The sequence below is a fragment of the Sulfuriferula multivorans genome (assembly GCF_003851125.1).
In the GTDB taxonomy this organism is placed as follows: Bacteria; Pseudomonadota; Gammaproteobacteria; order Burkholderiales; family Sulfuriferulaceae; genus Sulfuriferula; species Sulfuriferula multivorans.
In genome coordinates, this window is sequence record NZ_BGOW01000027.1 from 58,422 (window position 1) to 85,128 (window position 26,707).

The 26,707-nt window shown below is 53.9% G+C and carries 22 protein-coding genes; 7 read left to right on the forward strand and 15 right to left on the reverse strand.

What is annotated here, in order from left to right; all coding sequences use genetic code 11:
- Positions 1-41: 41 nt before the first annotated feature.
- The 7 genes from EI185_RS13070 to EI185_RS13100 all read left to right on the forward strand — a co-directional run bounded on the left by EI185_RS13070 (position 42) and on the right by EI185_RS13100 (position 8,690).
- Complete coding sequence (locus tag EI185_RS13070; RefSeq protein ID WP_223247826.1) at positions 42-965, forward strand: chromosomal replication initiator protein DnaA; 924 nt, start codon at positions 42-44, stop codon at positions 963-965.
- An 84-nt stretch (positions 966-1,049) separates the two neighbouring features.
- A complete protein-coding gene (locus EI185_RS13075) occupies positions 1,050-1,262 on the forward strand; it encodes a hypothetical protein (protein WP_124705594.1) in 213 nt (70 codons plus the stop codon).
- A gap of 137 nt (positions 1,263-1,399) precedes the next feature.
- The gene (locus EI185_RS13080; protein ID WP_124705595.1) at positions 1,400-1,714 is read left to right on the forward strand and encodes an ElaB/YgaM/YqjD family protein; all 315 of its coding nucleotides are present in this window, start codon (positions 1,400-1,402) and stop codon (positions 1,712-1,714) included.
- 271 nt (positions 1,715-1,985) lie between these two features.
- Complete coding sequence (locus EI185_RS13085; protein ID WP_124705596.1) at positions 1,986-2,747, forward strand: Crp/Fnr family transcriptional regulator; 762 nt, start codon at positions 1,986-1,988, stop codon at positions 2,745-2,747.
- Positions 2,748-3,006: 259 nt separating this feature from the next.
- A complete protein-coding gene (locus tag EI185_RS13090; protein WP_124705597.1) occupies positions 3,007-6,825 on the forward strand; it encodes a PAS domain S-box protein in 3,819 nt (1,272 codons plus the stop codon).
- 2 nt (positions 6,826-6,827) lie between these two features.
- Entirely contained in the window at positions 6,828-7,784 is a 957-nt protein-coding gene (locus tag EI185_RS13095; RefSeq protein ID WP_124705598.1) for a GGDEF domain-containing response regulator, read from the forward strand.
- A gap of 54 nt (positions 7,785-7,838) precedes the next feature.
- The gene (locus EI185_RS13100; protein WP_124705599.1) at positions 7,839-8,690 is read left to right on the forward strand and encodes a response regulator; all 852 of its coding nucleotides are present in this window, start codon (positions 7,839-7,841) and stop codon (positions 8,688-8,690) included.
- 80 nt (positions 8,691-8,770) lie between these two features.
- Here the strand turns inward: EI185_RS13100 and galE are convergent, their stop codons facing one another.
- From galE to EI185_RS13170, 15 genes are all read right to left on the reverse strand, one after another.
- Positions 8,771-9,790, reverse strand: coding sequence for a UDP-glucose 4-epimerase GalE (gene galE / locus EI185_RS13105; RefSeq protein WP_124705600.1), 1,020 nt, complete (start codon positions 9,788-9,790; stop codon positions 8,771-8,773).
- A gap of 64 nt (positions 9,791-9,854) precedes the next feature.
- Positions 9,855-13,289 carry a DUF4838 domain-containing protein gene (locus EI185_RS13110; protein WP_223247827.1) on the reverse strand — a complete coding sequence of 1,145 codons (3,435 nt, stop codon included), beginning with the start codon at positions 13,287-13,289 and terminating at the stop codon, positions 9,855-9,857.
- A gap of 44 nt (positions 13,290-13,333) precedes the next feature.
- Positions 13,334-14,284: a glycosyltransferase family 2 protein gene (locus tag EI185_RS13115; protein WP_223247828.1), complete on the reverse strand. Its 951-nt coding sequence runs from the start codon at positions 14,282-14,284 to the stop codon at positions 13,334-13,336.
- A 4-nt stretch (positions 14,285-14,288) separates the two neighbouring features.
- Positions 14,289-15,323, reverse strand: a complete 1,035-nt coding sequence (locus EI185_RS13120) for a glycosyltransferase family 4 protein (protein ID WP_124705601.1) — start codon at positions 15,321-15,323, stop codon at positions 14,289-14,291.
- 11 nt (positions 15,324-15,334) lie between these two features.
- Positions 15,335-16,171, reverse strand: a complete 837-nt coding sequence (locus EI185_RS13125; RefSeq protein WP_124705602.1) for a glycosyltransferase family 2 protein — start codon at positions 16,169-16,171, stop codon at positions 15,335-15,337.
- Positions 16,168-17,190 carry a glycosyltransferase family 4 protein gene (locus tag EI185_RS13130; protein WP_124705603.1) on the reverse strand — a complete coding sequence of 341 codons (1,023 nt, stop codon included), beginning with the start codon at positions 17,188-17,190 and terminating at the stop codon, positions 16,168-16,170. Before EI185_RS13130 ends, EI185_RS13125 begins: the two co-directional genes overlap by 4 nt.
- Positions 17,187-18,320, reverse strand: coding sequence for an O-antigen ligase family protein (locus tag EI185_RS13135; RefSeq protein WP_124705604.1), 1,134 nt, complete (start codon positions 18,318-18,320; stop codon positions 17,187-17,189). Before EI185_RS13135 ends, EI185_RS13130 begins: the two co-directional genes overlap by 4 nt.
- A gap of 35 nt (positions 18,321-18,355) precedes the next feature.
- Complete coding sequence (locus EI185_RS13140) at positions 18,356-19,231, reverse strand: hypothetical protein (protein ID WP_189836405.1); 876 nt, start codon at positions 19,229-19,231, stop codon at positions 18,356-18,358.
- A 22-nt stretch (positions 19,232-19,253) separates the two neighbouring features.
- Positions 19,254-20,351, reverse strand: coding sequence for a glycosyltransferase family 4 protein (locus EI185_RS13145; RefSeq protein ID WP_124705606.1), 1,098 nt, complete (start codon positions 20,349-20,351; stop codon positions 19,254-19,256).
- Positions 20,352-21,038 carry a serine O-acetyltransferase gene (locus tag EI185_RS13150; protein WP_189836406.1) on the reverse strand — a complete coding sequence of 229 codons (687 nt, stop codon included), beginning with the start codon at positions 21,036-21,038 and terminating at the stop codon, positions 20,352-20,354. It lies immediately after the preceding gene.
- Positions 21,035-21,313 (reverse strand): hypothetical protein, encoded by a 279-nt coding sequence (locus EI185_RS18060; RefSeq protein WP_189836407.1) that lies wholly within the window; start codon positions 21,311-21,313, stop codon positions 21,035-21,037. Before EI185_RS18060 ends, EI185_RS13150 begins: the two co-directional genes overlap by 4 nt.
- Positions 21,314-21,315: 2 nt before the next feature.
- A complete protein-coding gene (locus tag EI185_RS13155) occupies positions 21,316-22,098 on the reverse strand; it encodes a sulfotransferase (RefSeq protein ID WP_124705608.1) in 783 nt (260 codons plus the stop codon).
- A gap of 158 nt (positions 22,099-22,256) precedes the next feature.
- Positions 22,257-23,252: a glycosyltransferase family 2 protein gene (locus EI185_RS13160; protein ID WP_124705609.1), complete on the reverse strand. Its 996-nt coding sequence runs from the start codon at positions 23,250-23,252 to the stop codon at positions 22,257-22,259.
- Between the two features lie 279 nt (positions 23,253-23,531).
- Positions 23,532-24,836 (reverse strand): glycosyltransferase, encoded by a 1,305-nt coding sequence (locus tag EI185_RS13165; RefSeq protein ID WP_124705610.1) that lies wholly within the window; start codon positions 24,834-24,836, stop codon positions 23,532-23,534.
- A gap of 115 nt (positions 24,837-24,951) precedes the next feature.
- Positions 24,952-26,409 (reverse strand): lipopolysaccharide biosynthesis protein, encoded by a 1,458-nt coding sequence (locus tag EI185_RS13170; RefSeq protein WP_189836408.1) that lies wholly within the window; start codon positions 26,407-26,409, stop codon positions 24,952-24,954.
- Between the last annotated feature and the right edge of the window lie 298 nt (positions 26,410-26,707).

Sequence of the window (26,707 nt, forward strand, 5' to 3'; positions counted from 1 at the left end):
TCGGCATGCTATTGTCCTCGGCTGCATCGGCGGCCGTCCAGGTGAACATTGGTATTGGGCTGCCTCACGCCAACATCGGGATTTACCTGCCGGCATACCCGCAACTCGTCGTCGTGCCAGGTTACCCGGTCTATTACGCACCTCGACTGGATGCAAACTTCTTTTTTTACGACGGCATGTACTGGGTTTACCAGGATGATGATTGGTATGCGAGTTCCTGGTACAACGGCCCCTGGTGGCTAGTACAGCCAGAGGCTGTGCCGGTATTCATCCTGCGGATTCCGGTGCGCTACTACCGTCAGCCGCCTGCGTACTTCCGCGGGTGGCGACCGGATGCGCCGCCGCATTGGGGGAATCACTGGGGCCATGATTGGGAACAGCATCGACGCGGTTGGGATAGATGGAACCACCGCGCTACCCCTGCACCTGCCCCGCTACCCACCTACCAGCGCCGGTATTCAGGGGATCGGTATCCCGAACGCATGGAGCAGCAGCATGAGCTGCAACAGCGCAATTACCGTTACCAGCCGCGCGATCCCGTAGTGCGGAAAAGCTATCAGGAGCAAGCCGTGCAAAGAGCACCTGTCCAACATGGCAAACCTCAGCATGAAAAACAGGGAGCGCCTGAACAGAGAGGTTCCAGGCAGCCGGATTTCCAGCGTTCCGCGCCGCAGCAACAGGATATGCCCGGCTCGCCGCGCTTACAGTCACCGCAAAGGGGCCACGAAGACATTCAAAAATCTATTCCAGCCCCCTCACAACAGAGACGCCCGGAAGGCCAGGATCATAGGCAGCCGCCACAGCCAGATATGACCCCGCATGAGCAGCCGATGCAAAGATCACAGGGCCGGGAAGAAAAAAAACATGGCAAGGACGCCCAACACGAACAGCATCGTGGACAAGGACAAGGACAAGGACAAGGACAAGGACAAGGGCAGGATCGAGGCCGGGATCGCAATGAATAGGCAATGCAGACCGAGCAGCTTGCGGTTCCGTTTTACCGAGCCTCCTCGTCACAATATAAAAGCACTTCTACAGGAGAAGATGGAATGAATTCAGTCAAGATGTTGGCAATTGTACTGATCGTGGCCGGCGGTTTGGGATTGGCGTACGGTGGTTTCACTTACACCAAGGAAACCCATCAAGCCAAACTGGGCCCGATAGAGTTGTCAGTCAAGGATACGCAAACCGTAAACATTCCAATCTGGGCTGGCGTGGGCGCGATTGTGGCAGGGGTGTTCCTGCTTACTCTGCGCAAGTAGTTGAGTCCATTTCCGATGGGTATGCCCATGAATTACGGGCAGATCCATGCAGTATTTTGCCTGTTTTTTTACAGTCAACCGCACGGTAAAAAGACAGGATTTCCATGAACGCAACAGCACCAGCAACGGAGAAAAGTATGGATAAGTTATCTGATGAAGTTACCAAAGAACAGTTGATCGCCGATTTCAAAGTGGTGATAGCGGATGCCGAAGCATTGCTGAAAGCAACTGCCAACCAGGGCGGCGAGAAGCTGACCGAGGTACGCGCCAAGGCGGAAGAATCCCTCCGGATCGCAAAAGCCGGTATCGCAGAGGCGCAGGCGGCACTGCTTGTCAAAGCCAAAGCTGCAGCCCAGGCAACCGACGCTTATGTCCATACATATCCATGGCAAGCCATTGGCGCCGTCGCTGGTGTCAGTCTGGTAATCGGCATACTCATCGGGCGCCGCTAGTTGCTTCGCCAGAGCTAAACACCCCATGGGCAAGGATCGGCTCAATGCCGGCCTTGCTTTGGGGCGGGCTAACCGGCGCCTGATCGCATCTGGATAGGATGGAACTGCCGCTGTATGTCTCAGATCACGCATCAATGTAGCAGGGAGCGCTATAGCCATCGGATAACCCCCCTGCGTACACACATCAAAGCCGACAGGCTTGCAGGGTGCAAAGCGTGTATGCTGTTCGCGTGATGATCGCGCCGTCCGGCCGATTATTCTGAGACCGCCTATGGATACCGCACACAGTCCCAATCAAAACCATCTTCTTGCCGCCCTGCCCACCGCTGAATTCGAGCGCATCGCGCCTCATCTTGAGTTGGTCGCGATGCCGCTGGGTGATGTTCTTTATGAATCCGGCGGCCAGTTGCAGCACGCCTATTTTCCTACAACCGCCATCCTGTCGCTGCACTATGTCACCGAGAGCGGCGCATCGTCTGAAATCGCCGGGGTAGGCAATGAAGGCGTACTCGGCATTTCGCTTTTCATGGGTGGGAATACCACACCGAGCCGGGCCATTGTGCAGACTGGGGGCCACGGTTACCAACTCAAGGCGCGGCTGTTGATGGAGGAATTCAATCGCATCGGGGGGCGCCGCGCCGGGGTGATGCAACACTTGCTATTGCGTTACACCCAGGCGCTGATAACACAAATATCGCAAACTGCAGTATGCAATCGCCATCATTCGGTGGAGCAGCAACTGTGCAGATGGCTGTTACTGACCCTTGATCGTCTGCCCTCGAATGAACTGACCATGACCCAGGAGCTGATTGCCGGCATGCTCGGTGTGCGGCGTGAAGGCATCACCGAGGCTGCCGGGCATTTGCAGCAAGCGGGATTCATTCGCTACCGACGCGGCCATATCACCGTGATCAATCGATCTGGCCTGGAGTCCCGCGTGTGTGAATGCTATGGGGTGGTCAAGAAAGAACATGATCGATTGCTGTGCGATGTACGCAATCGTCAGGAATTTCCGCTTACCGGTCACGCTTAGTCCTTCGCCTTGTTTCCCGCTTTGCATAATAGCTCCATCATCCGTGCGATAACGCACGGACTGCGACAGAACTCAAGCACCATAATGAAAAATGCTTACACAAAATTCATTCACTGACTCAATGACCTCGCTCCCGGCACCCGCTTTGCAAAAGCATGCATTTTTTTATCCAGGATGAGCGTATAAGTAGGCGGGTGCTGCTCACCCCTTCGGCCACGCGATCCGTCACGCTAATTCGCGCTTTAATATGAGGACGGCCATGCCCGAAACAATCCGCGATTCCGCCATTCAAAAACCCGCCACGGCGGATGGCATCACCGAGCTGCGACGCCAGGAAGTCCTGCTTAAAACCGGGGCCTTGCAGAATGCGATTTTCAATAGCGCCAACTTTTCGAGTATCGCCACCGACGAGAAGGGCGTGATCCAGATCTTCAACGTCGGCGCCGAGCGCATGCTGGGCTACACGGCCGCCGACGTGATGAACAAGATCACCCCGGCCGAGATTTCCGATCCGCAGGAAGTGATCGCGCGGGCCGAGGCGTTGAGCGTCGAACTCGGCACCCAGATTGAGCCAGGCTTCGAGGCCCTGGTGTTCAAAGCCGCGCGCGGGATCGAGGACATCTACGAGCTGACCTACATCCGCAAGGATGGCAGCCGCTTCCCGGCGGTTGTGTCGGTCACGGCGCTACGCGACGATCAAGACGCCATCATCGGCTACCTGTTGATCGGAACCGACAATACCGCGCGCAAGCAGGTCGAGGCAGAGCGACAGCATTTGCTCGATATTCAGGAGGAGACGCATAAACAACTGCAGCAGGCCAACGTCACCTTGCAGGTCAGCGAAGAAAAGCTCGCGGTTACGCTCAACTCCATCGGCGATGCTGTGATCGCCACCGATGCTGGCGCGCGCGTGACACTCCTGAACCCCCTTGCCGAACAGCTCACCGGTTGGACGCAGGCGGAAGCCAGTGGTCACCTGGTGGACGAGATTTTTCACATCATCAACAAAGAAACCCGTCAACCCGCCACTATCCCGGTACTGGAAACCTTGGCACATGGCACGGTACAGGGCCTGGCCAACCACACCGTATTGATTGCACGCGATGGCAGCGAGTGCGATATCGCCGACAGTTGCGCACCGATTCGCGACCGCGACGGTCAGGTGATCGGCGCCGTGCTGGTGTTCCGCGATGTCACCGGGGAATATGCGATACAGCAGACCTTGCGCGACAGTACCGCGCAGATCCAGACGATACTCAATACCGTGGTTGACGGCATCATCACCCTCCATGCCATCGGCGGCATCGTCGAGACAGTTAACCCGGCCGCTGAGCGTATGTTTGGCTATACCGCCGCAGAACTCATCGGACAAAACTTCAGCATGCTGATACCCGAGCTTGATCGAGACCAGAGCAATGGTAATGGTTCCCTCGATTATTACAGTGCTAGCGATGAGGCGCGCGCCAGCGGCCTCGGCCGCGAGGTCGTGGGTCGGCGCAAGGATGGCAGCATTTTCCCGATGGAGATGGCGGTAAGCGAGATGTGGCTGCGCGGCCAGCGTTACTTCACCGGCATTTTACGTGATATCACCGTGCGCAAGCAGGCGGAAGAGGCACTGCTCAAGGCAGGTGCCCTGCAGAACGCGATTTTCAACAGCGCCAATTTCTCGAGCATCGCCACCGATGCGAAGGGCGTGATCCAGATTTTCAACGTCGGCGCCGAGCGCATGCTGGGCTACACGGCCACCGACGTGATGAACAAGATCACCCCGGCCGACATTTCCGATCCGCAGGAAGTGATCGCGCGCGCCGAGGAGTTGAGCGTCGAACTCGGAACCGCAATCACGCCTGGCTTTGAGGCATTGGTGTTCAAGGCCGCGCGCGGGATCGAGGACATCTACGAGCTGACCTACATCCGCAAGGATGGCAGCCGTTTCCCGGCGGTTGTGTCGGTCACGGCGTTGCGCGACGATCAAAACGCCATCATCGGCTATCTGCTGATCGGTACCGACAATACCGCGCGCAAGCAGGCCGAAGAGGCGCTGCTCAAGGCAGGTGCCCTGCAGAACGCGATTTTCAACAGCGCCAACTTCTCGAGTATCGCCACCGACGCGAAGGGCGTGATCCAGATCTTCAACGTCGGCGCCGAACGCATGTTGGGCTACACGGCCGCCGACGTGATGAACAAGATCACCCCGGCCGACATTTCCGACCCGCAGGAAGTGATCGAGCGCGCCAAAGCATTGAGCGTTGAACTTGGCACGCCGATTACGCCTGGCTTTGAGGCATTGGTGTTCAAGGCCTCGCGCGGCATCGAGGACATTTACGAGCTGACCTACATCCGCAAGGACGGCAGCCGCTTCCCGGCGGTGGTATCGGTTACCGCGCTGCGCGACGATCAGGGTGCCATCATCGGCTATCTGCTGATAGGCACCGACAACACCGCGCGCAAACAAATCGAAGCAGAACAGAAAAAACTGGACCAGCGCCTGCGCGACCAGCAGTTCTACACCCGCTCGCTGATCGAATCCAACATCGACGCCATCATGACCACCGATCCGGCCGGCATCATCAGCGACGTCAACAAGCAGATGGAGGCGCTCACCGGATGCACGCGCGACGAGCTGATCGGCGCGCCGTTCAAGAACTATTTCACCGATCCGGAGCGGGCGGAGATGAGCGTCAAACTGGCGCTGAGGAACAAGAAGGTCACCGACTACGAGCTTACCGCGCGCGCCAGGGACGGCAAGGAAACGGTGGTGTCCTTCAATGCGACCACCTTCTACGATCGCGACAGGAAGCTGCAGGGCGTGTTCGCTGCTGCGCGCGACGTCACTGAACGTAAACGCCTGGATCAGGTACTGCAGGAAAAGAACGTCGAGCTGACCAATGCCAAGTTCGCGGCGGAAAAAGCCAACCTCGCTAAATCGGATTTCCTTTCCAGCATGAGCCACGAGTTGCGCTCCCCGCTCAATGCGATCCTCGGTTTCACCCAGTTGATGGAGTCTGGCTCGCCGCTGCCAACGCCCACTCAAAAGGCCAGCATCGACCAGATTCTCCAAGCAGGATGGTATCTGCTGGAGTTAATTAACGAAATCCTCGATCTCGCGTTGATCGAGTCCGGCAAGCTGTCTCTGTCGCTGGAACCTATATATCTGCCCGAAGTGCTGCTCGATTGCCAAGCCATGATCGAACCGCAGGCACAAAAAAGCGGCATCCACATGAGTTTTATTCAGAACGATTGTCCTTTCTTTGTCAAAGCCGACCGGACCCGGGTGAAGCAGGTTCTCATCAATCTGCTTTCCAACGCGATCAAATACAACCGCGCGGGGGGAACGGTCGAAGTGACGTGCAGCGCGCACACCGCGGAGCGCATACGTATCAGTGTGCAGGATACCGGCGAAGGATTGCCCCCGGAAAAACTCGCACAACTGTTCCAGCCGTTCAATCGCCTCGGGCAAGAGGCCAGCGCCGAGGAGGGCACCGGCATCGGCCTGGTGGTGAGCAAGCGCCTGGTCGAATTGATGGAGGGCGAAATCGGCGTGGAAAGCACCGTCGGGGTGGGCAGTGTGTTCTGGATCGAACTGAACCTGGCGGCTGAACCGCAAATCGCCGCTGGTTCAGACGAACCGCTTGCGCCGATTCAAGCGCGTGTTCAGCATGGCGCAGCGCTGCGCACCCTGCTGTATGTGGAAGACAACCGGGCAAACATGCAGCTGGTCGAGCAACTCATCGCGCGTCGTCCCGACATGCGCTTACTGAGTGCGGAGGATGGCACGCGCGGCATCGCGCTGGCGCGCATCCATCAGCCGGAGGTGATTCTGATGGACATCAATCTGCCTGGCATCAATGGTATCCAGGCGCTGAAACTCCTGCGTGAAGATCCGGAAACGGCGCACATCCCGGTGCTTGCCATCAGTGCCAATGCCATGCCACGCGATATCGAGAAAGGTCTGGCGGCGGGATTCTTCCGCTATCTCACCAAGCCGATCAAGGTCAACGAGTTCATGAAGACACTGGATCAGGCGCTGGAATTCGCGGAAACAGGTTTTGATAACGAAACGCAACTCATAACTTAGCAATGATAAGTGCCGCCGATATTCTTGCCGCCAGCATCCTGATCGTAGACGATAAGGAAGCCAATGTACTGCTGCTGGAACAAATGCTGCGAGAAGCCGGCTATAGCCGCGTCGCGTCGACGATGGATCCGCATTCAGTCTGCGCGCTGCATCGCGACCACCATTACGACCTGATTCTGCTTGATCTGCAGATGCCCGGAATGGATGGGTTTCAGGTAATGGAAAACCTGAAGGAATGCGAAATAGACGGCTATGTTCCAGTACTCGTAATTACGGCTCAGCCGGGCCACAAACTACGCGCGTTGACCTCAGGCGCGAGGGATTTCATCGCCAAGCCCTTTGATCTGATCGAAGTCAAAACGCGCATACACAATATGCTGGAAGTGCGGTTGTTGTATAAACAACTCGAGGATTACAGCCGTGCGCTAGAATCTCTGGCGCTGCATGACCCGTTGACCGGGCTGCCGAACAGGCGGCTGTTAATGGATAGACTTTCATTGGCCATCGCCCATGCACATAGAAATCAAAGCACAATGGCGGTGATGTATCTGGATCTGGACGGGTTTAAGCTGATCAACGATACCTTGGGCCACGATGCGGGCGACACTTTACTGCAAATGGTCGCCGATCGACTGGTGGCCGCAGTGCGTCAAGAGGACACGGTATCACGCCTGGGTGGCGACGAATTTGTTATCGGCTTATCGGAATTAAGTCACGCCGACGATGCGGTCAATATGGTATTAAAAGTGATACAGGCACTGGCGCAACCCTATAACATTCAAGGCCGCAACGTGAGCATGACCGCCAGCGTGGGCATCGGTATTTATCCCACGCATGGCGTAGAAGTAGAAACCCTGATGAAGAGCGCGGATACGGCCTTATATGAGGCCAAGCGCACCGGCAAGAACACCTATCGCATCGCTGCACACTTCGACCGGGTGGCGATGGCAGGTAGTTAGTTTTTCCATTCTTATCAGACTGAGTCGCAATACAAATTAAGGAAAGCGAATTTTATGGTGCTTCCCACCGACATTCTTAACGCCAGCATCCTGATCGTGGACGACCTGGAGGCCAATGTGCTGTTGCTGGAACAAATGCTGCAAGAAGCCGGCTATTGCCGCGTATCGTCGACAATGGATCCGCGTAGCGTCAGCGCGCTGCATCGCGATCACCATTACGACCTGATTCTGCTCGATCTGCAGATGCCCGGGATGGATGGTTTCCAGGTGATGGAAAGCCTGAAGAAAATCGAAATAGACGGCTATGTTCCGATACTCGTGATTACGGCTCAGCCGGCCCACAAGCTGCGCGCCTTGGCCTCGGGCGCGAAGGATTTCGTATCCAAACCGTTTGACCTGATCGAAGTCAAGACGCGTATACACAACATGCTGGAAGTGCGCTTGTTGTATAAGCAACTCGAACATTTCAACCAGGTGCTGGAACAGACGGTACAGGAACGCACGGCCGAGTTGCGCGAAAGCGAAGCACGCTTTCGCCGGTTGACTGAACTGTCGTCCGACTGGTACTGGGAACAGGACGAAAACGGGCATTTCACCAATGTTTACGGGCCGGTGCTGGAAATGCTCAGCCCTGCCCAAACGGATTCCTTACCCGACGCAACCCAGGAAACACCGGCCGCGCGCTGGAATGAGACCGAACGCGCGGCGCTCGCAGCGAACATCGCGGCGCGCCGGCCATTCCTGAATTTCATTTACAGCCGGGTTCATGCCGATGGTGTGCATCAATATTTTCAGGTGAGCGGAGAGCCGAAGTTCGATCCAATCGGACGCTTTACCGGTTACCGTGGTGTGGGCAGGGACGTTACCGAGATCATGCTCGATATTGCTACCCCGGCTACGGCATAACCCAGGCGCGATCCGTACCCGAAAAAATCAGGGGACATGGCGCTACGCCTGCACTTCCGAAAACGGGAGCGATCTCCTGGCTACGACTCATATCCCTGTGGATTTTGTGACTGCCAGCGCCACGAATCGGCACACATGACATTCACATCGCGTTGCGCCTGCCAGCCGAATAACTGCTGCGCGAGTGCAGGGTCGGCATAACAACTGGCGATATCCCCTGCTCTTCGATCTACAATCTGGTAGGGTATTTCACGTCCACTTGCCGCGGCAAAAGCCCGCACCATATCCAGCACGCTATAACCGCGCCCGGTACCCAGATTGACCGTCACCAGACCCTCGTGACTTTCCAGATAACGCAGCGCCGCCACATGCCCCAAGGCCAAATCCACCACGTGAATGTAATCCCGCACACCGGTGCCGTCCGGGGTCGGATAGTCGCCGCCGAATGCTCTCAAAAATGGTAGCCGCCCCACCGCCACCTGCGCAATGTAAGGCATCAGATTGCTCGGAATGCCGTTCGGGTCTTCTCCAATTGTCCCGCTCTCATGCGCACCAACCGGATTGAAATAACGCAACAGTGCAATGCGCCAGGATGGATCGGCAAGGTACAGATCACGCAGAATTTCTTCCACGATGAACTTGCTGCGCCCGTAGGGATTAGTGGTCGCGCCCACCGGGAAATCCTCCTTGATGGGCACGGTATGGGGGTCGCCGTAGACCGTCGCTGACGAACTAAACACAATGCTCTTCACGCCCGCCTCGGCCATCACCTGACACAAGGTCAGCGTGCCCGACACGTTGTTTTCATAGTATCGCAGCGGCTGTTCCACCGACTCCCCAACCGCCTTGAGTCCGGCAAAATGAATGACCGACTGGATGGCATGCTGCGCAAAAATAGCCGCCAGCGCGTCGCGGTCGCGCACGTCCGCCTGGTAAAAAATCGGTTTCTTTCCGGTGATGTCTTCCACCCGTTTCAACGCAACTTGCTTGCTGTTGCTCAGGTTGTCGACTACCACGACTTCGAATCCTGCGTTGAGCAACTCCACGCAGGTATGGGAACCAATGTAGCCGGCTCCGCCGGTGATCAGGATAGTTGTCATTTTGTTTTCTCTATTAATACAAAAGGTCATTGCGCGTTAACTTTCACTGCAGGAAACGCTTATTTCAATGTTTATCCGGCACCCGGACTGCAATGAATCGATCCACATAAACATACTTCACATATTTTTCACCAGGCGCCTGGATATAAATACCTTTGCCCTGGTCTGTACCGTAACGGAACGGGCCGCCAGGCACCTTGATCAGATGGTACTGGCCATCATTCAAAACGCCTATCAACCCTTGATTGAATAAACCCATCGGCGGGTAAGAACCCACCTTTATACCCACATCCTTGTCATGATTCGCGGCAGCATCGGTCCGAACACTCGCATACAATTCCCAGCGTCCTTGTTTGGGAAGTTTGTCCAGCTTGAATTGCACCGCCCAGGTGGAAGAATCGCCGTTCATCCTGGCCGCTGCACCATCGGACGCCGCTTTATCCTGAACGATTTGCGCTGAATCATAGCGATTGAAGCTCAAATCCTGAAAATCTCTCCAGTCTGATCTGGGCAAACCACGCACCATCGCCGGTGCCTCCGGTGTACGCCGCTCGACTGCCAGTAATTCATCCAACTCTTTTATATTGCCGCCCTGACGGTATTCGCTGACTTTCGCCGTCCGGATGGTCTGATTGAAACGTGCCATGCGCTTCACCGTATCCGGTTGCCAGTTGATGCCTCGCTGCACAGCTTCGTCCGCATACTCTTTACGCCGTACCAGAATGACGTAATCCACCGGCATGCGCGCTTCTTTCACATGTTCCAGCCACACCGGGTTGTTTGCCGCTGCGGCCTGCGCTTTTTCGAACAACTGGTCAGCGGCACGCACAAAATCCAGATTCAGCATCGCCACATCGACCTGGGTTTTCTCGCTGAGCACATCGCCGCTTTTTGCAATCGCCGCGTGCATCAGATCGATGTACTGGAGCACGTACGGGCTGGCCGCGCCGAAATAGTAACGGCAGTACTCGGCGACCAGCGCCCTGACGTCCTGCTTCGGATCCCACAGCAGCCGCGCGATCATCCAGACACGCAAGCTGGCAAACTCGGCAGCCGGCGTATTCCAGCTGCCTTCGGCAAAATAACCATGCACATTCGGCAGTGTAGCCAGCCATTGCAGGCTGTGGCCGATCGGATAAATGTTGGGCGTGGGCTGCAGGAAACCGCTGAAATTGGTAATGTGATCCCACACCAGAATGTGTTTCGCGATGGCATTCCAGCCGGCGATATCCTGACCCAGTTTCTGGTTTCTTCCCTGGTTCAGCGGCGAGCTGTAATCCACCTGTATCGTCATCGGGAATACCAGCACATAGTCGGGCACCGTCATCCCCTTGGGCGGCGTGAAGCTCCAGTGATAGGCATTGAAAGCCAGCCGCGCGCCGGGCAGAACCTTGCGTACCCGGTTGGCGATATCGATCACCATGTCCAGTCGCGGTGCGGATGGCTCGCCGCCATGCTTGTCGGCAAAGGCCTTGCTGGCCGGATCCATATCCCAACCCCAGTCCATGTCATGGAGATCGAACCAGACCTTTTTGTAGTCCGGTAGTTGTTTCAATCGATTCACAATTGCCTCCGCCATCACCTGACGCACTTGCGGATTCATCATCGCCACCTGACCACCGGCATACCAGTCAGGATGTGCCTTGGCATATTGATCCTGCGGCATCAGCTCGTAAAAATTGGCTTCACCACCCTTTGCATCCCAGCTGTGATCCCAGCTATCGATTTCCGGTGGCGACGCACTGAACGACGGGCCGTGTGATTCGCCGTTGAGCAGATTGTGGGCGCGATAAATCTTGTCCTGCCCTTCATAGCTGAGCACTTCCCGATAGCTGAAACGCGGCACCTGAAGCGTATTCTGCCGCGCGACCTGCAGTTTTGGTTGCGGCGGCACATACGTGTAGGAAGGGCTCAGCCACTTGACCCCGAGCTTGCGGTCAAGGAACCAGTTGACACCATACATGGTGCCGCGCGGGGTGGCCCCGGCAATCACCAGATGCGGCCCCACAGTGCGGATGACAAAGCCGTCCTCGCCCAGCTTGTCGTAGGGGATATCGGGGCACAGCCGTTTTGTCAGAATGTTATCGCGACCGACGACCAGCAAGGGACCGGCCTGCGGACTGCCATCATCGGAAAAAGACGCGAAGCTCGCGCCGCTGACGCGTTTCAGATAATCGGCCAGCGTGGCGGCCGCGCCCAGTGTGATGGCATCGGCGTTGCGGGCCACGTGGATGTGATAGCGCGCATGACCATCGTCAGCCAGAAGCAAACTGGCAGGAGACTTGCCGGCGCCGGCAGCAACCGCGGCAGCGATGATTTTTTCGGCATTACCCTTTTTTACTGCCGGGGAAAACATGGCCGCCGCCATTGTCTTTTGCTTCATGATGGCGGCTGTAGTCGCCGGTTCGTCTGTCGGGCTCACCGCAACCGCATCAAAATCAGCCGTGCCGGGTGTAGCCGCTTTCTTGCGCAGATAGAGCACCACCTCGTTTGCGCCCGGCGGCGCTTCCACCACCACCGAATAGGGTTTCCATGCATGCGTCCCGCCGGTTACGAACAGCGCAGCCTCCGCCCCTGAATCCAGATTAACCTGCTCCGGCCCGCGCCATCCGGCATCGACCCCCGCCCCCCGAAAACTCAACTGGACAAATACCGAACCGTCGGGCGCACCGTTGGAGCGGATCTGCATGCTCACCCGATAGCGCTTGCCTCCCTCGACAGGGCGCTTATCCTGAGCGGCAAATCCCGCTTTGATGCGCAGGGCCGAGTGCCCTTCTGCGACATTATCCTTGATGATGTCCCCATCGCCCCACCAGGGCGCCTTGCCCGCTTCAAAGCCGCCGTTCAGAATAATCCGGCCCGGAGCAAGGCTTCCTGCCGGCAACCGCTCAATGGACAAATCGTCGAAATAGGCGCTCCCTTTAGGTTCCGGCTGGGTATCGTGGCGCAGGTAAATCTGCAACGCTTTCGCATTGGGTGGAATCTGTGCGGCGGGAATAACCGCCGTATATTCCTTCCAGCCGGTCGTCCCGCCCACCGACAACAACGCCGGCGATTTACCGCCATCCAGAACAAAAGCCGGTGCCGTGCCCTCCAGCCAGCTGCCAAGGACCGCGCCGAAGTTAGCGCTCGCGGCATTGAACCCCTCCCCCCTGAGCAATGCGCTGACCGCCACATCATGGACGTTACAAGCATCGCACTTGATCCAGAGGTGCAACCGATAATCGAACCCGGGCTTGATCGGCACCATGTCGGCAGGTGCCTGATAAGCAAAACCGGATGCGAGCGTCAGCGCTTTTGCGCCTGCATGCCGCTCAGTACTGACGATGCTGCCGCCCACCCAGGCGCTTTTTGCATCCTCGAAGCCACCGTCCGCTACGGGCACGGGTTCACCCTGAACTGCCCATGTCCGTGCGCAGAAAAAAAGCGCAAATAATCCCATCACCAGGAGGCGCAGCAAAGGATACATGCGCGGCACCACGCAATGGCGCCTGTTCATGTCAGGCTCACTGCCAAACGGCTTAACGGACGGATGGATGATGTTCAACGCCATAGCCCTGTAATTCCCGGTTGCCGGAACAGCGGTACACGAAACTTTTTCCTGAACCGCATCAGGCTTTTCAGATGCAGACGACCGGCCCAACTGAATGGGCCGGCCGCACTGTTGCGCTGGTGATCGTGCACCAGTTTCGCACCCGGAACACATACGACGCGAAAATCGGCCTGCCAAACCCGTGCGCACAGATCAACATCCTCCATGTACAGGAAATAAGCTTCGTCCATGCCACCGATGCGGTTAAACAACGCGCGGCGCACAATGAACCCCGTGCCCATGACCCATTCGGCATCGAAAGGCTGATCGGCATCCCACGCCGATAGCATCATGTGGCGGTCGATGCGCGGCTTGAACGGCCAGTAACGCCCAATCGGCAGTCTGCGACCGACAACATCCAGCAGGCTATAAAAGCGTCTGGCGGAGAATTGCCGCACACCACCGGGATAGACCAGATCCAGGCCGACGATCCCGACATCGGGTTCCCGGTCGAACAGCTCGATCGCCTGTTGAATACTGAGGTCTTCGAAGTACGTATCCGGATTCAATACCAGAATGAACTCGCGGTCACAGGCCGCCGCGCCGAGATTCACACCGGCGCCAAATCCACCATTGGTGGCCGAGCGCACCAACCGGATCCCTTGCGGCAGTTCCCGGCTGAGCCGCTCGAAGGAGTCGTCCGGCGAAGCATTTTCGACCACCACGATTTCTTCCGCGGCGGCGATGCCCAGCCGCACGATCGACTCGACGCATTTCAGCGTGAGATCGGGCGTACGAAAGTTAACAATCACCGGATTAAAAACGCCTAAGTAATTCATGGTCACTTTCATTGTTCCTTCAACCACTGCGCTGTTGGAGTGAATATCCATTGACATGAAGTCACTGCCCATCTCAGGCAGCGCAGTGTCGGGTTTGATCCTGCTGAATTCATGCTTATTCATGGTGTCACGCCGACCCGTACACACGGTCGACAATACCCCAGAGCTCCTGTGCCGAACGGTCCCAGTCGAAACGCGCTACCTGTTCCCGCCCCTTGTCGACCAGTTCCTGGCGTAACACATCGTCGCCCGCCAGACTATTCAGACCCGTTGAAATCGCTTCTATTGAATAGGGATCGACAATCAGGGCCGCATTCCCCGCCACTTCCGGCATCGCCGAGACGTTCGATGTCAACACCGGCACCCCCGAGGCCATCGCTTCCACTATCGGCAGCCCGAAACCCTCGTATAGCGAAACGAAGGCAACGAACAAGGCGCCTTTATATAGCTTCGGCAAGTCCTCGTCATTGACCCGCCCAAGAAAATGCAACTTCGATTCCACTCCCGCGCGCCGCGCATGATCGACCAATGCCTGACTGGCATGCCCGGTCAGCGCCAAATGGATATCCTGTTGCGGCAACACGGAAGCCGCATAGGCGGATATCAACCGGTCCAGATTTTTGTAGCTGCGATGGTTACCCGGATATAGAACGTAGCGATACGAAAACTGGGCCGCTTCCTGATTTTCGAGATAAGCCTGATCCACGCTGTTATATACAACAGATACCTTGTCCGCGAGCATGCCTGACCAGTCAAGAAACTCCCGGCGGGTGTAATCCGAAACACAAACGATAGCGCTGCATCGTCGATATAAAGGCTTGAGAAAGTGGTTGTAGTAAGCCGCATGAAAACGGCTGTAAAAACGCAAATGGGTCAGGTCATGGACGGTCACGACACTGGGAATACACATCATGGCCGGTGGTACAAATCCGGCGCTCCAGTACACGCCGTCGCGATCTGCTGCTGAACGCCTTAAGGCCTGGCCTACGGCAAATGGCGAAAACGGGCTGCCAATCGTTCCCTTCACCTCAAGGCCAACCAGATTTATGCGGGAAGGTTTGCGCTCTACCATCGCTGCCATGACATTACCGATACCGGTCTTGAGCGGCCAGCGCATGTCCGAATAAACACTCAGACGCTTCTCGGAAGATGGGTTAACCATTCTCCCCGACCTCAATCAATCCAGCCAAGAAAGCGCTGGGAAGCCGCAATCCAGTAATATCTGGCGCGCCTGTAATCCATTTTAAGCAAGGACAAAAAGCCGCCGGCTACCGACCTGAAAATCAGATACAAAACAAAATAAAATGGATAACCGGATAGCCCGAGAACGCGTCCGAATCCGCGATTATATAAACGTGCGCGTGAAAATGCCTTCTCATCCATTTCCGTCAAGGGCTCAGGATGGAATATGCGCAGGCTTGGGTCATAACGCACATACATGGGTGCCTGGATTACCCGCAGCAGAAAGTTCACTTCCTCGCCCGCACCCCAACGCGTACCCGCTCCCACGCCCAGTGCTTCATTGAACTGTCCGGCACGAATGACTGCCTCGGCGCGCAGGAAAATCGTATATGACGTAGCGCATTTCCAGACGTTGAACCGGTCCACCGTTAATATCCGGTCCGACCAGCGTCCCTGTGACGACGCACCATTTCCATCCACGCTGCAGCCTGTCAAACCTTGCAGGCGAGAATCGGCCTGAAATTGTTTGACCACAAACTCCAGTACGTCCGACTTGTACCAGCAGTCATCATCAGGGAAGGCGACCAGCTCACCACGAACATGTTGCAAGCCGACATTTCTGGCTCGTGACAAGCCTTTTTCAGAACGCAGATATACAAACTCCAGTTGATCTTGAAACTGCTCCACCAGCTTAACCACTCGGTCATCTTCGTTCTGGTCAACCACGATCACTTCGAAATTTTTATATGACTGATCCGCGAGCGAGTTGAACAACCGCTCAATCTCCACGCTGCGACCCAATGTCGCCATTACAAGAGAAAACTTCATGGTCTGTCTCCATCTGCAACCGAATCAACAATACTCCACAGCTGGGCCCCCGATTTTTTCCAATCGAACAGACGAACACGTTCGGTACCGCGCGCAATCATCTGGCGACGTGCAGCTTCGTCCAGTGCCAAGGTATTGAGGCCTTCGGTAATTTCTGCTATCGAATAGGGGTCAACCAGCAAGGCGGCATCGCCGGCAACTTCAGGCATCGAAGAGACATTGGAAGTCATTACCGGCACCCTCGATGCCATGGCTTCGACGATGGGCAAGCCGAATCCCTCATATAAGGAAATGTAGGCGACACCCAAGGCACCCCGGTAGAGTTTTGGCAACTCTGGCACATCCAGCCAGCCACAAAAATGCACCTTGTCGGCGATTCCTAAGGCCGCCGACAGCGAATGCAGGCCTGCTTCGATATTGCCGGTCAATACCAGATGAATTCCGTTCTTAGGTAACCGCGAACGTGCGTAAGCCTCCAGTAGTCTTGCCAGATTCTTATAGGTTCGGTGATTTCCCGGATAAAGCACATAGGGATAGGGCAGTTCCAGCGTTTCGGTATTGGCTGCGTAATGCGGGCAAACACCATTCAAAACCACGTGTACCTTATTCGCGGCCATTTTTGACCAGGCCAGAAAAGTATCGCGAGTGTATTCAGACACACAGATAATCGCAGCACAACGCCGGTAAAGCGGTTTCAGTACCAAGTCGTAATAGGCACGATGCAGGTGGCTATAAAACAGGCGATGCGTTAGATCATGCACAGTAACGATCGAAGGTATATGCGCCAATAGTGGCGGCACGAAACCCGGGTTCCAGAACACACCATCGCGTAGGGGTTGCAATGCTCGAGTCAACTTCACCGGGGCACCAGGACTGCCCAAGCTTCCAGTCAAATTCAAATCGACAAGGTGAACATGCGGTGGTGCAGCGGCGCAGCAGGCTTCCTGTACTTTGGCGATACCGGTCATACGCGGCCAGCGTAAATCCGCATAGACTGGATAAGCAAGATGTGCGGTCATGTTAATTCCTTTCCCTCGAATCTGTGCTCGAAGGCTTCGTGCTGCATGCCCCAAGACACCAAAATTCCCATGAACAAATATACAATTTCGGATTGATGCAGTGGGTTGATTAACGACCACGCCGCGATCGGTGCAAGCAAGGCAATGGAACGCAGACCGATACCGAGAAAAAAAACACCCCAGAAAATCAGTCCGGGGATACCTGCAATCAGCATTAAATCGAGCGGCGAGGAAAACACTGAGTTGGTACCCATGCCTAGCCCCTGGATAGAAAACCACAGGTTGGAGAAATACGCCTCAACAAAGCCGAATCCATAACCAAGCCAGTTATCTGACAGCAACTTCACACTTTGAAGAAAAGCCAGGCCGCGCTCGTCTTGCAGGCGTACCTGTAGCAGGTGCCCTGTCAACTGATTACCAAAGAGCCAGATATAAAGCGCACCGCCGGCCGCCCCGAGCAGTGTTTTTAGCCCCCAGTGGCGCGGCACATGCAAAAACATCACCATGCCCACCGGAATAAGAATGGTTTTGGATTGCGACAGCAAAGCTACCGGTACGCCCAGCACCACGAAATACAGCACGTCCCGCACACGACGCGGGGACTGTAAAAACAACAGATACGATCCCAGGAAAAAATAAATTGCCAGCCAGTTACGCTCCTTGAAGGTGCCATATAGCGCGTCCTGCCCGAAATCCACAGGGTGGTATAAATAGGGTATCTGAAAAAACTGCACCAGGTATTGCAAGCCGAACCCTACCCATAGCAGGGTGTAAGTATACGGTAACGCGCGTTTCAGATAGTGGCTACCCATCGCACGCCCGATAAGAAAAAAAGCCGGATAAACAAAACCAAATTTCATCAGTTGTTCAGCCAACTTGATATGGGGATAGCCGGAAAAAAACGTCGCCACCAGCGCAAAGCCTATGAACATCGCGTACACAAGTGTCTCGGTGACACTCGCACGAATCTGCGCGCGCTGAATAAGCAACGCTAATGCCAGTACCGCCCACAACTGCGACGACTGTACAATGCCGATCTGTATCATTTGCAGCGGCAACAATAGCAAACCCAGCGCTAACAGCCAGTTCCAGGACACATCACTCAAGCTTGCCGGTGCTTGTGGCGTCACTGAAAATGTCGTGGCCTGTGTAGTGCCAGGCGTCGTCATCGGCCGACCATGCTTTCTTTCAACCGTTTAACACGCCGAATGATCCGTATAGCAGCATGCCCCAACCGCCCGATTTCACCACCGTAGCGTAGCGACTCAAAGGTATCGTGCGGCAAAGTTTGCGGCAGCAGCAGCGTACGTGCCTCGATCTGGTCAAACAGCTCGGCCAGATAGCTGCCTTCACATGGCAGCATGTTTTTAGGCACGTGCCAGCGACGCAGGAATTCATTCCACAGATGTACGCACACTGCATTCTGCGTGTCATTCCGGCAGCCAGCCTTATCTTCCGGACGGAAAAAACGTGCCACATCGAGATAGTGTATCGGGTAAAAATAATGCTGCGCCAATGCGGTAACTTGTTCTGGGTGGGCTGCCCGGTATTCAGTGACCAGCCCTGGGCCGATGGCGCCCCACTCGAACTGCCTGCCTTTGGCATTGGCGAGTTGTTCCAGCCTGCATGCAAGCTTGGTGTCCGAAATGTACATCACCGCACCATTCACTTTTCCGGTTTCTTCGAAACCGATCAGCAGCCCTTTGGACTGACGTTCCAGCGCGGCATAATGCAATGCATCTTTCAGACAGAACACGTCCGTATCGAACCACCAGCCTGGCTCCTGTCCCAGCACCCGATAGCGAAAAATATCAGTAAACGCCGCGATGGAGGCGGCATGCCCACCCTGGGTATAGGCCAATACCTCATCCTGATGCGCCAATGCGCTGGCATCGACCAGTTCCACACCTTCCGGCACGGCAAGCTGCAAGTTAAATGTATGCAGCCGCACTGATAAGCCGTGGCGCACAAACGAAGACAGGCAAGCCGATTCGTATAGACTCAAAGTAGGGCCATGCCAGAAAAAATTTGCCTTGATCACGTCGTACTTCTCCTCACTCATTTCAGATGGCCCGCAACAGTTCAGCCAGGCGCGCGGCGATGACCGGCCAGGCCAGTTGCGATACGGTGCGGGTTCTGGCACGTTCAGAACGGGTCACGCATTCCACGTAGTTGTCCACGCTCCACGCCAGTTTATCGACGGCGTGCTGGCCATGTTTGGCCGTTAAAAATACTGCATCGTCCTCGTTAACGTAGTCCACCACACCGCCAATACGGGATACCACCATCGGCAGGCCGCATGCCATTGCCTCCAGCACCGAATTGTTGGCAGTGGCATCAATAAGTGGCAAAAACAGCAGGTGTGCGCGCCGATATAAGTCACGTAACTCGGCATCTGTCACGCCGGCATACCAATGCACGTTATCGTGTTGCGCGAGGCGATAATGCTGTTCGAAATTACGCGCAAATCTTGGCACCACAAGATGAAATACATAGCGCCTCGGCGCGCTTTCCAGCACCTCCAGCGTTTCGCTCAATTGCTGGAAATCACGCAGCCATTGGCCGCAAAACAACACCTCGACAGGCGCGTCTACCGCCAGTTCGCGCGGTGTGTTCATGGTAAAAAATTCGGCATCGACACCATGTGGCACAAACTGCACATTGGCATGTCCGGCCTGCTGCAGATATGCCTGGGCAGGGCGTGATAGCGCAATGACCATATCGACGGCGGCAAAAACGCTACTGCGACTGGCATACAGGCGCCACCAGGCCGGGGGCTGATGGGATACACCTGCCACCTGCGTACGCTTTAGCCATTGGCGCGCATCGGCAAAGGCATCGAAGTGATCTTCCAGCGCCTCAAAGAAAATCACATCGAAATGCTGCGCCTGCGCCATACGCCACGCGGCGGTTTCCAGCAGCAAACCATGGCGGTTATAAAATGGATTCCAGCCACGCTGCCTAGGTGTGCCAAACAGTCGCTCGCGTAACATTCCCCACGCGATTTGTATATTCACTCGAATTTTGTCGATCACATTCGGCACCACACGCCGCACCTCAAAGTGCTGCTCCAAATGCTTGCCCAGTGGTGCCAGCCCGCTGTGCCCACCGAGGTGATCCCAGCGCGCACTTACCAGTAATAGTTTTTGTTGTGCGCCCATTTATTTGGAATGCTTTCGAATCAGTATTGGCATTTCCGTGTGGTTTGATTTGGCCGCACTATCATGAGTATCTTTATTCTGCGGTGCCGTATTATCAAGCGGTGCTGTCCCACTCAAATAAATGAACCCGGGTGCCGCAACCTTGGCGCCTTCTGCCAGACTGCAATGCACCACGGCATTAGCACCCACCTTGACGCCATCGCCCACCGTGATTCGGCCAAATAATTTGCAGCCAGCACCGAGATAAACATTGTCGCCCAGTACCGGCACGCCACGCTTGTCGCCCGAACCGCCAACGCCGATAGTCACGCCTTGAGAAATAAAACAATTACGCCCGATAACCGCATGCGCGCTGACAAAAATTCCACTGAAATGTCCGATGTAGAAACCCGGCCCGATACGCGCGCTGCGCGGAATATCGATACCCCAAAGTATCTTGATCAGTTCGTTAAGCACCATATAAATCGGCGTCAGCAGCCAGCGTAATGGCATCACTTGTTTTGCAGCCCATTGCCCGAAGCGCAATACCGTCACCGCGTGTATGCCAGGTGCGCGCATGCAATCAAACAGACGCCGCACGCGCGAGCCTTCGCACAAGCGATAATACTGTGCCCAGTCGGCGCGTAACGCTGCACCAGCACCAACCGACTCGGACTGCATCGCTACGGCGCGGTCGCTGCTACTCATCGCTGCGCCACTTTCTGGTCGGGTACCCTTGCTTGCGTATGCAAGGCACACTCCAGCATTTCCAGCTGTTTGATATTCCATGCGCGAGCGGCGCTAAGCGCGCCTTGCACCAAAGTCATGCGCAAAGCGTTGTCGCGTAGCAGCCGAATTACAGCCGCCGCCATCGTCGCCGCTTCGTCATCAAGAGTTGCCAAAAAAACCTGCCCCAGTGGCGCCAGGCCACTGAGGTGATCCCAGCGCACACTAAGCATCAAGAGTTTTAATTTAGCCTTCATTCTTACTTAATAAATCTCTTTAAATAACATTTAAAGTAATACCTAAAACTAAAGAGTTCTTTTATATTTTCCAATAAAGCTGGCTCAATGGCCTTAATATTTTCATAGTTAGAAACAAACTCTTTTGGCAACGGTGCCACCTTTTTTGAATTAACCCAGGTTGGCTCGACGTAATCCAACTCTAGAAATTCATAAAGCTTGCTACAATAGTCCAAGCTTGGCAAAATATCCTGCTCGTAGGAAATCTCTAGATACTTATTTGTTTCTCGAAGACTGCGCAATATATTGATTATTTCGATATTCTCTAAAAAATAACGACTATAACTCCCTTTATCAATATTAATTTTTTTTAATGTTTTGCTATCAGTTTTTATTTTCCATGAATGATATATATTTGTTTTTCGTGCCCTAGTTAACGAAGCATATTGCGCTAGAATATCTTCTCTCACAATTACAATAATACTTACATCAGGAAATGACGCCTTTATTCGCTCTGCGAACACTCTTGCCGCTTCAATTGATATAACAGCACATTTAATACCAGCGGCCCTTGTATCTTTACCTAAGTTAAGTAACGCTAACATCTCATATGCATGTCGGAATCCATTTATTGATTCAATCTGCGAATCATTTCCAGAAGTATATGTCGAGATACCATCACCAAAAAGCTTCATAACCTGCACTTCATCATTTAGCGCAGATACTTGCGGATGCCCCTTCAAGATTAAATGAGTTACAGTTGTTCCACTTCGTGCCGGGCCAATAATAATATAATTATTCATCATTCCCTTCCTTCGCTGTTAGCAATATCTAGTATTATTAATATAATAATATCCATGACTCTATTTTTTTATTAATTTAGGATAAATAATTAATTGCTCAAGATCGTGCGTTTATATTATATAAAATAATCATGCACATCGCCATTAAGAAAGCTTCTGTTTCATTCTAAATCAATTCGTCCGTTTCTCAACAACATCCCGTCTATGAGCGCGCGCCACGTAGCATGGAGTAGCTTTCGGTCCCTTTTTTTTAATTGATGTAGCAATTCCCGCACTACTCGTGCAATTGCTATCGGCAAAAGTAACTTATGGAATCGTGCATAAAAAAGTAGTACATTTCTATTCAAGTAATATTGCGACAATGCCGACCGCCGACCACGGCTGGCCGTTCCGATTGATGCCCCCTCTTTGTGGAATACAATGCTATTCGGCGCGACAGCCAACTTCCAGCTTTTTGCCCGCATGGACCAATCAATTTCTTCAAAGTATAAAAAATATCTTTCCTCAATTACTCCGATGTCCAGAATCATCTTAGAACGAGCAAGTAAAGATGCCCCTGCAATGTAGCTGAGTGGTGTACGCAAAGCCGCGCTCAACTGCGCACTATCCGGATCAAGACCATGACCGACTTGCTTCCCTTTTGCACGCCAATGATTAAAACTGACGCCACCACAAGCTTGTATCTGACTACGCGAATCATGATAGATTAAAATGGATCCGCACATCCCAATCGCTGGGTCCTCCTCTGCACGCATGACTAGCGCATCAAGTGCAGATGGGTGAACTTCAGTATCATTGTTTAATACCCAGACATAGATGGCTTGATACTCCAAGGCCACTCGAATTCCTAAATTGTTTCCAGCCGCAAAACCACCGTTAACCTCGGACTGTATATAGACAAAATCACCGTGACTAAGCACATCCAGACTGAGCCTCTCGGGTGCACTGGCGTCAATGACAAATTGGCGTCGCACCCACTCTTTTCCACCATTATCTGACCACTTCACAATTCGATCTTTGGAACCATCTGTAGACGCATTGTCAACAACTATTAACGAAGCATTTGGATACCTTTGAAGTGCCAGGCTATCCAAACATTGGAGCGTATCTTGCCATCCATTCCAATTCAAAATGACAACTGCGACATGTGGATTCATTGTTTCCTTTTCATCGCTTTCTCAATATAAAATGGTACCTACTTGTTTGTGCAGAGCTATCATCATGACTCACTAGCTCCTTGCGTTTTAGGTGGGTGGTCTCAACCTGCGCATAAACTCTCGGACTGGAACAGTGAGCATCAGAATTTGTTCGAACGAGACGCCTGCTGATCTGTTGTCGCAAACTACCACACGATATTCCGGATAGTCGCTGCGAAAAACGCTCCAACATATTTCCCCAACCCTTCCAGTTCAATAGAACAGTAGTGACTCTTTTGCTCATCGCTTTTTCTCCAACCAATGATCGATTGCCTGATGTAAGTAGCCCCAGCGCAAATAATGCATATGCCAATGGGTCATATCACGTGCAATTTTTAATGACTCAATACCCATGCTTCGAAGAATCGTTCGGTTGTCTGCTGCCCAGACGAGTAGCTGTGCAAGCTGCTCAGGGTCACCGGGTGGAACGAGTCGACCACTTGAGCCTTCTTTGACACAAACTCGGATCCCGTCGGTATCGCTGGCTAGCACCGGTACAGCTTGGGAGTAGGCGTCATAAGGTAAGCGGGGTTGCTCGTCAGTTAAACTGGGCATAACTATCGCGTCATATTCTTTGAGCAGGTTAAAAAAATCACTACCGTATTCACGAGTGCCAAGAATTTTAATATGCACTACTGGCAAAAGACTTTTTGCATAAGTCTCACACAGATGCAGCAACTCCCCTTCACCTAGTATCCCCAATTCCACTGAAGAAATTCCCTTATCCGCCAGAATTCGCATGGCATCCAGCATCACCTTGACACCTTTTGCTTCCACCAAGCGTGCAGCAAACAACACACGGATGCGGTCTGGCCAGAGAGAAAACTTTTCATCCCATATTTTTTCCGCCGCAACCATATCAAGAATGTCACTCTCGTCTACCCAAGAGGCGGGGATCACATAGCCCTTGGACTGATCCCTGCTCAACAACTGCTTTTTATAGTCAGCTTGTGTAAACAGACAAAAATCCGATTGATTCACACACCAGCCGTTTACCCTTTCAAATACATATTCAACCAACTTGGCTTTGGAGAAAGATTTGGCATAGGGGAAACGCCAAGGCGCTGACTCGATCATAATGATTTTGAACCTGCCCAAAAGCTTGGCCATTGGCAAAATCAACCATCCATAGGGCAAAGGGAAGGTATTGACCATGTAATGAACTGCTAGTGTTTTTTTTAGCGCCCCCCACAACAACCGGATGTTTTGGGGAACTGCCTTCAAGGTAGTCAAACTGGAAAACGTGTACGGTAAATCGATATGATTTATTTTTTCTGGCGGAATCAGTGAACTGACTTGGAGATCATGAATGCCTGATTCGCCTTGGCGACAAGGCGAGGCAAGAGAAAAGTTTTCCAAGTAAGTTACATGTCTGGACAGGTCCTTAAGCCACAGTGCGTCTGTCCATCGCACCCCCTGTGCATCAATCGTAACAGGCACATTACTTACCAGAAGATAGGGATGAAAAATAGGCTTCAATTTCGGCACAGCCTGATTATTCTCTGTGGCAACTAAATTAGATGAATGATTTGAAACATGTTTCACTTGACTCTCCCTAAGGATATATCAACCGCAGGAGCCTGATCACAGCCTGAGCAACTAAAATTTCCGTGTTTTTCCTTGCTGGTTAAGTGTTTCATAAAGAAATAAACAGCTGATCTCAGATGGGCTGTCGTCGCACCCTGACCATAGTCAGCATCTCACGTAGTTGCGCGCGCGCTGTCACAGCAAGAAAACCAAGGTAACTGAGGCTGCCGGCGGCGCTGAGAATGAGCAATTTGGCCAGCACTGGCATTTCGACAACAACACTAATGTGCCGGCCAAGTGAGATAACGGTCACCCCTATTGCACACGCGGTGAGGAAGCGCCAGATATGCGAGAAGAGGGTACGGAGCGAGACACCTACGATCCTGCGCACGAGATAGAAAGTCAGCGGAATGGTGACGATTTGGCTGGCAACGTAAGCGTAGACAACTGACGACAGGCTCGGTTCGCGCATCACCCATAGCGTAAGGAAGGTAACCACCGACCTGAATACTACTATCTTGAGGCTTATTGAGGGCTTGCCCAAGGCCTTAAAGGCAATGTCGTTGTAAGTCTCCAGCGCCTGTACAGCGCCCAAAAAAGCCATTGGTCGCAAGACATCAGCACTACCGGCCCACTTGCTGCCGAATAGGACTACGATGGCTTCTGGCGCGATAGCAGAGAGTAGGCAGAAAAGGGGCACAACGGAGGCCGTAGTGAAGGTAAATGCCTTATAGTAGGCGGCGACCAGTCTAGGACGGTCGTGTGCCACGCGCGAGAAGCCATTGTGGACTACGCCAACTATGGCCGAACTGAGCGCCTGACCAAGTGCCTGATAAATACGCACGCCAACTGAGTAGATACCAAGTGCCACAGGGCCAAGTGCTGCGACCAGAAATATATCAATGTAGCGCAAGTTGGCGAAGTCAATGAGGCTAATGAGGAGTCGATTAAGGCCATAGCGGAGCAGACTACGCACTCCCGCAAAGTCGAGGTCGAAGGAAAAACGCCACTGCGGGTGGAACCACAGCATGACAGCGCTAACGACCGAGGCGGTGAGCGCCTGGATAACCAGACTCCACACACCAAACCCGTGCAGTGCAAAGAATAAAGCCGCTGCACCCGACACCAAGGTGGAGACAAGGGCGCAAGTGGCTAGCCAACGGTAGCAGAAGTTGCGCTGAAGCATAGCTTGTTGGCTAAAGGTGATAGCGCTGACAAGTATACCAACAGTGGCCACGCGAAGGATGGCAGTCAATTCAACAATCTTTAAATGGTCGGCGATCAGCGGAGCGATGAACCACAACAGTGCGAAAATCAGCAGCGACAACGTGAAGTTGATGAGGAACGCTGTATTAAGTTGCTGCACTGAGATCTGTGCGCGTTGCACGATGGCCTCACTCAGACCCTGATCTACGAAGATATTGACGAAGCCGAGAACCACCATCACGATGGCGAACACACCGAGTTCGTGTGGGTCGAGCACGCGAGCCAAAACCATAAATAGCAGTAGAGAGACGAGCTTGAGGCTCCAACTCTGGGCAACAGACCAGAAAAGACCAGACAACACCTTGCTCCGTAATGAGTCGGTCATGGTGCCGTCACCGGAGTGGTTATGCCCGCAATGCGGTGATGGGTAGGTGCGTCCATAGCGATAAAAATAAATGGGGTCAGACTCGAAGCGGCAGCCCATACCGCATGCCCTTGCCACAACAATTCTGCACAGAGCGATCTGCTTACAAAGCAATTAGCTTCGGTTACCAAATGTCTCATATTCGATCATCCATAGTTCGCTACCAGGTAGTGGGACGATTTACGCAAAAAAGATTTCTCTATGAAATGCCGGTGAAGGATCGCCACTGGTATCACAATTGCCATAGTTACAATAAGCA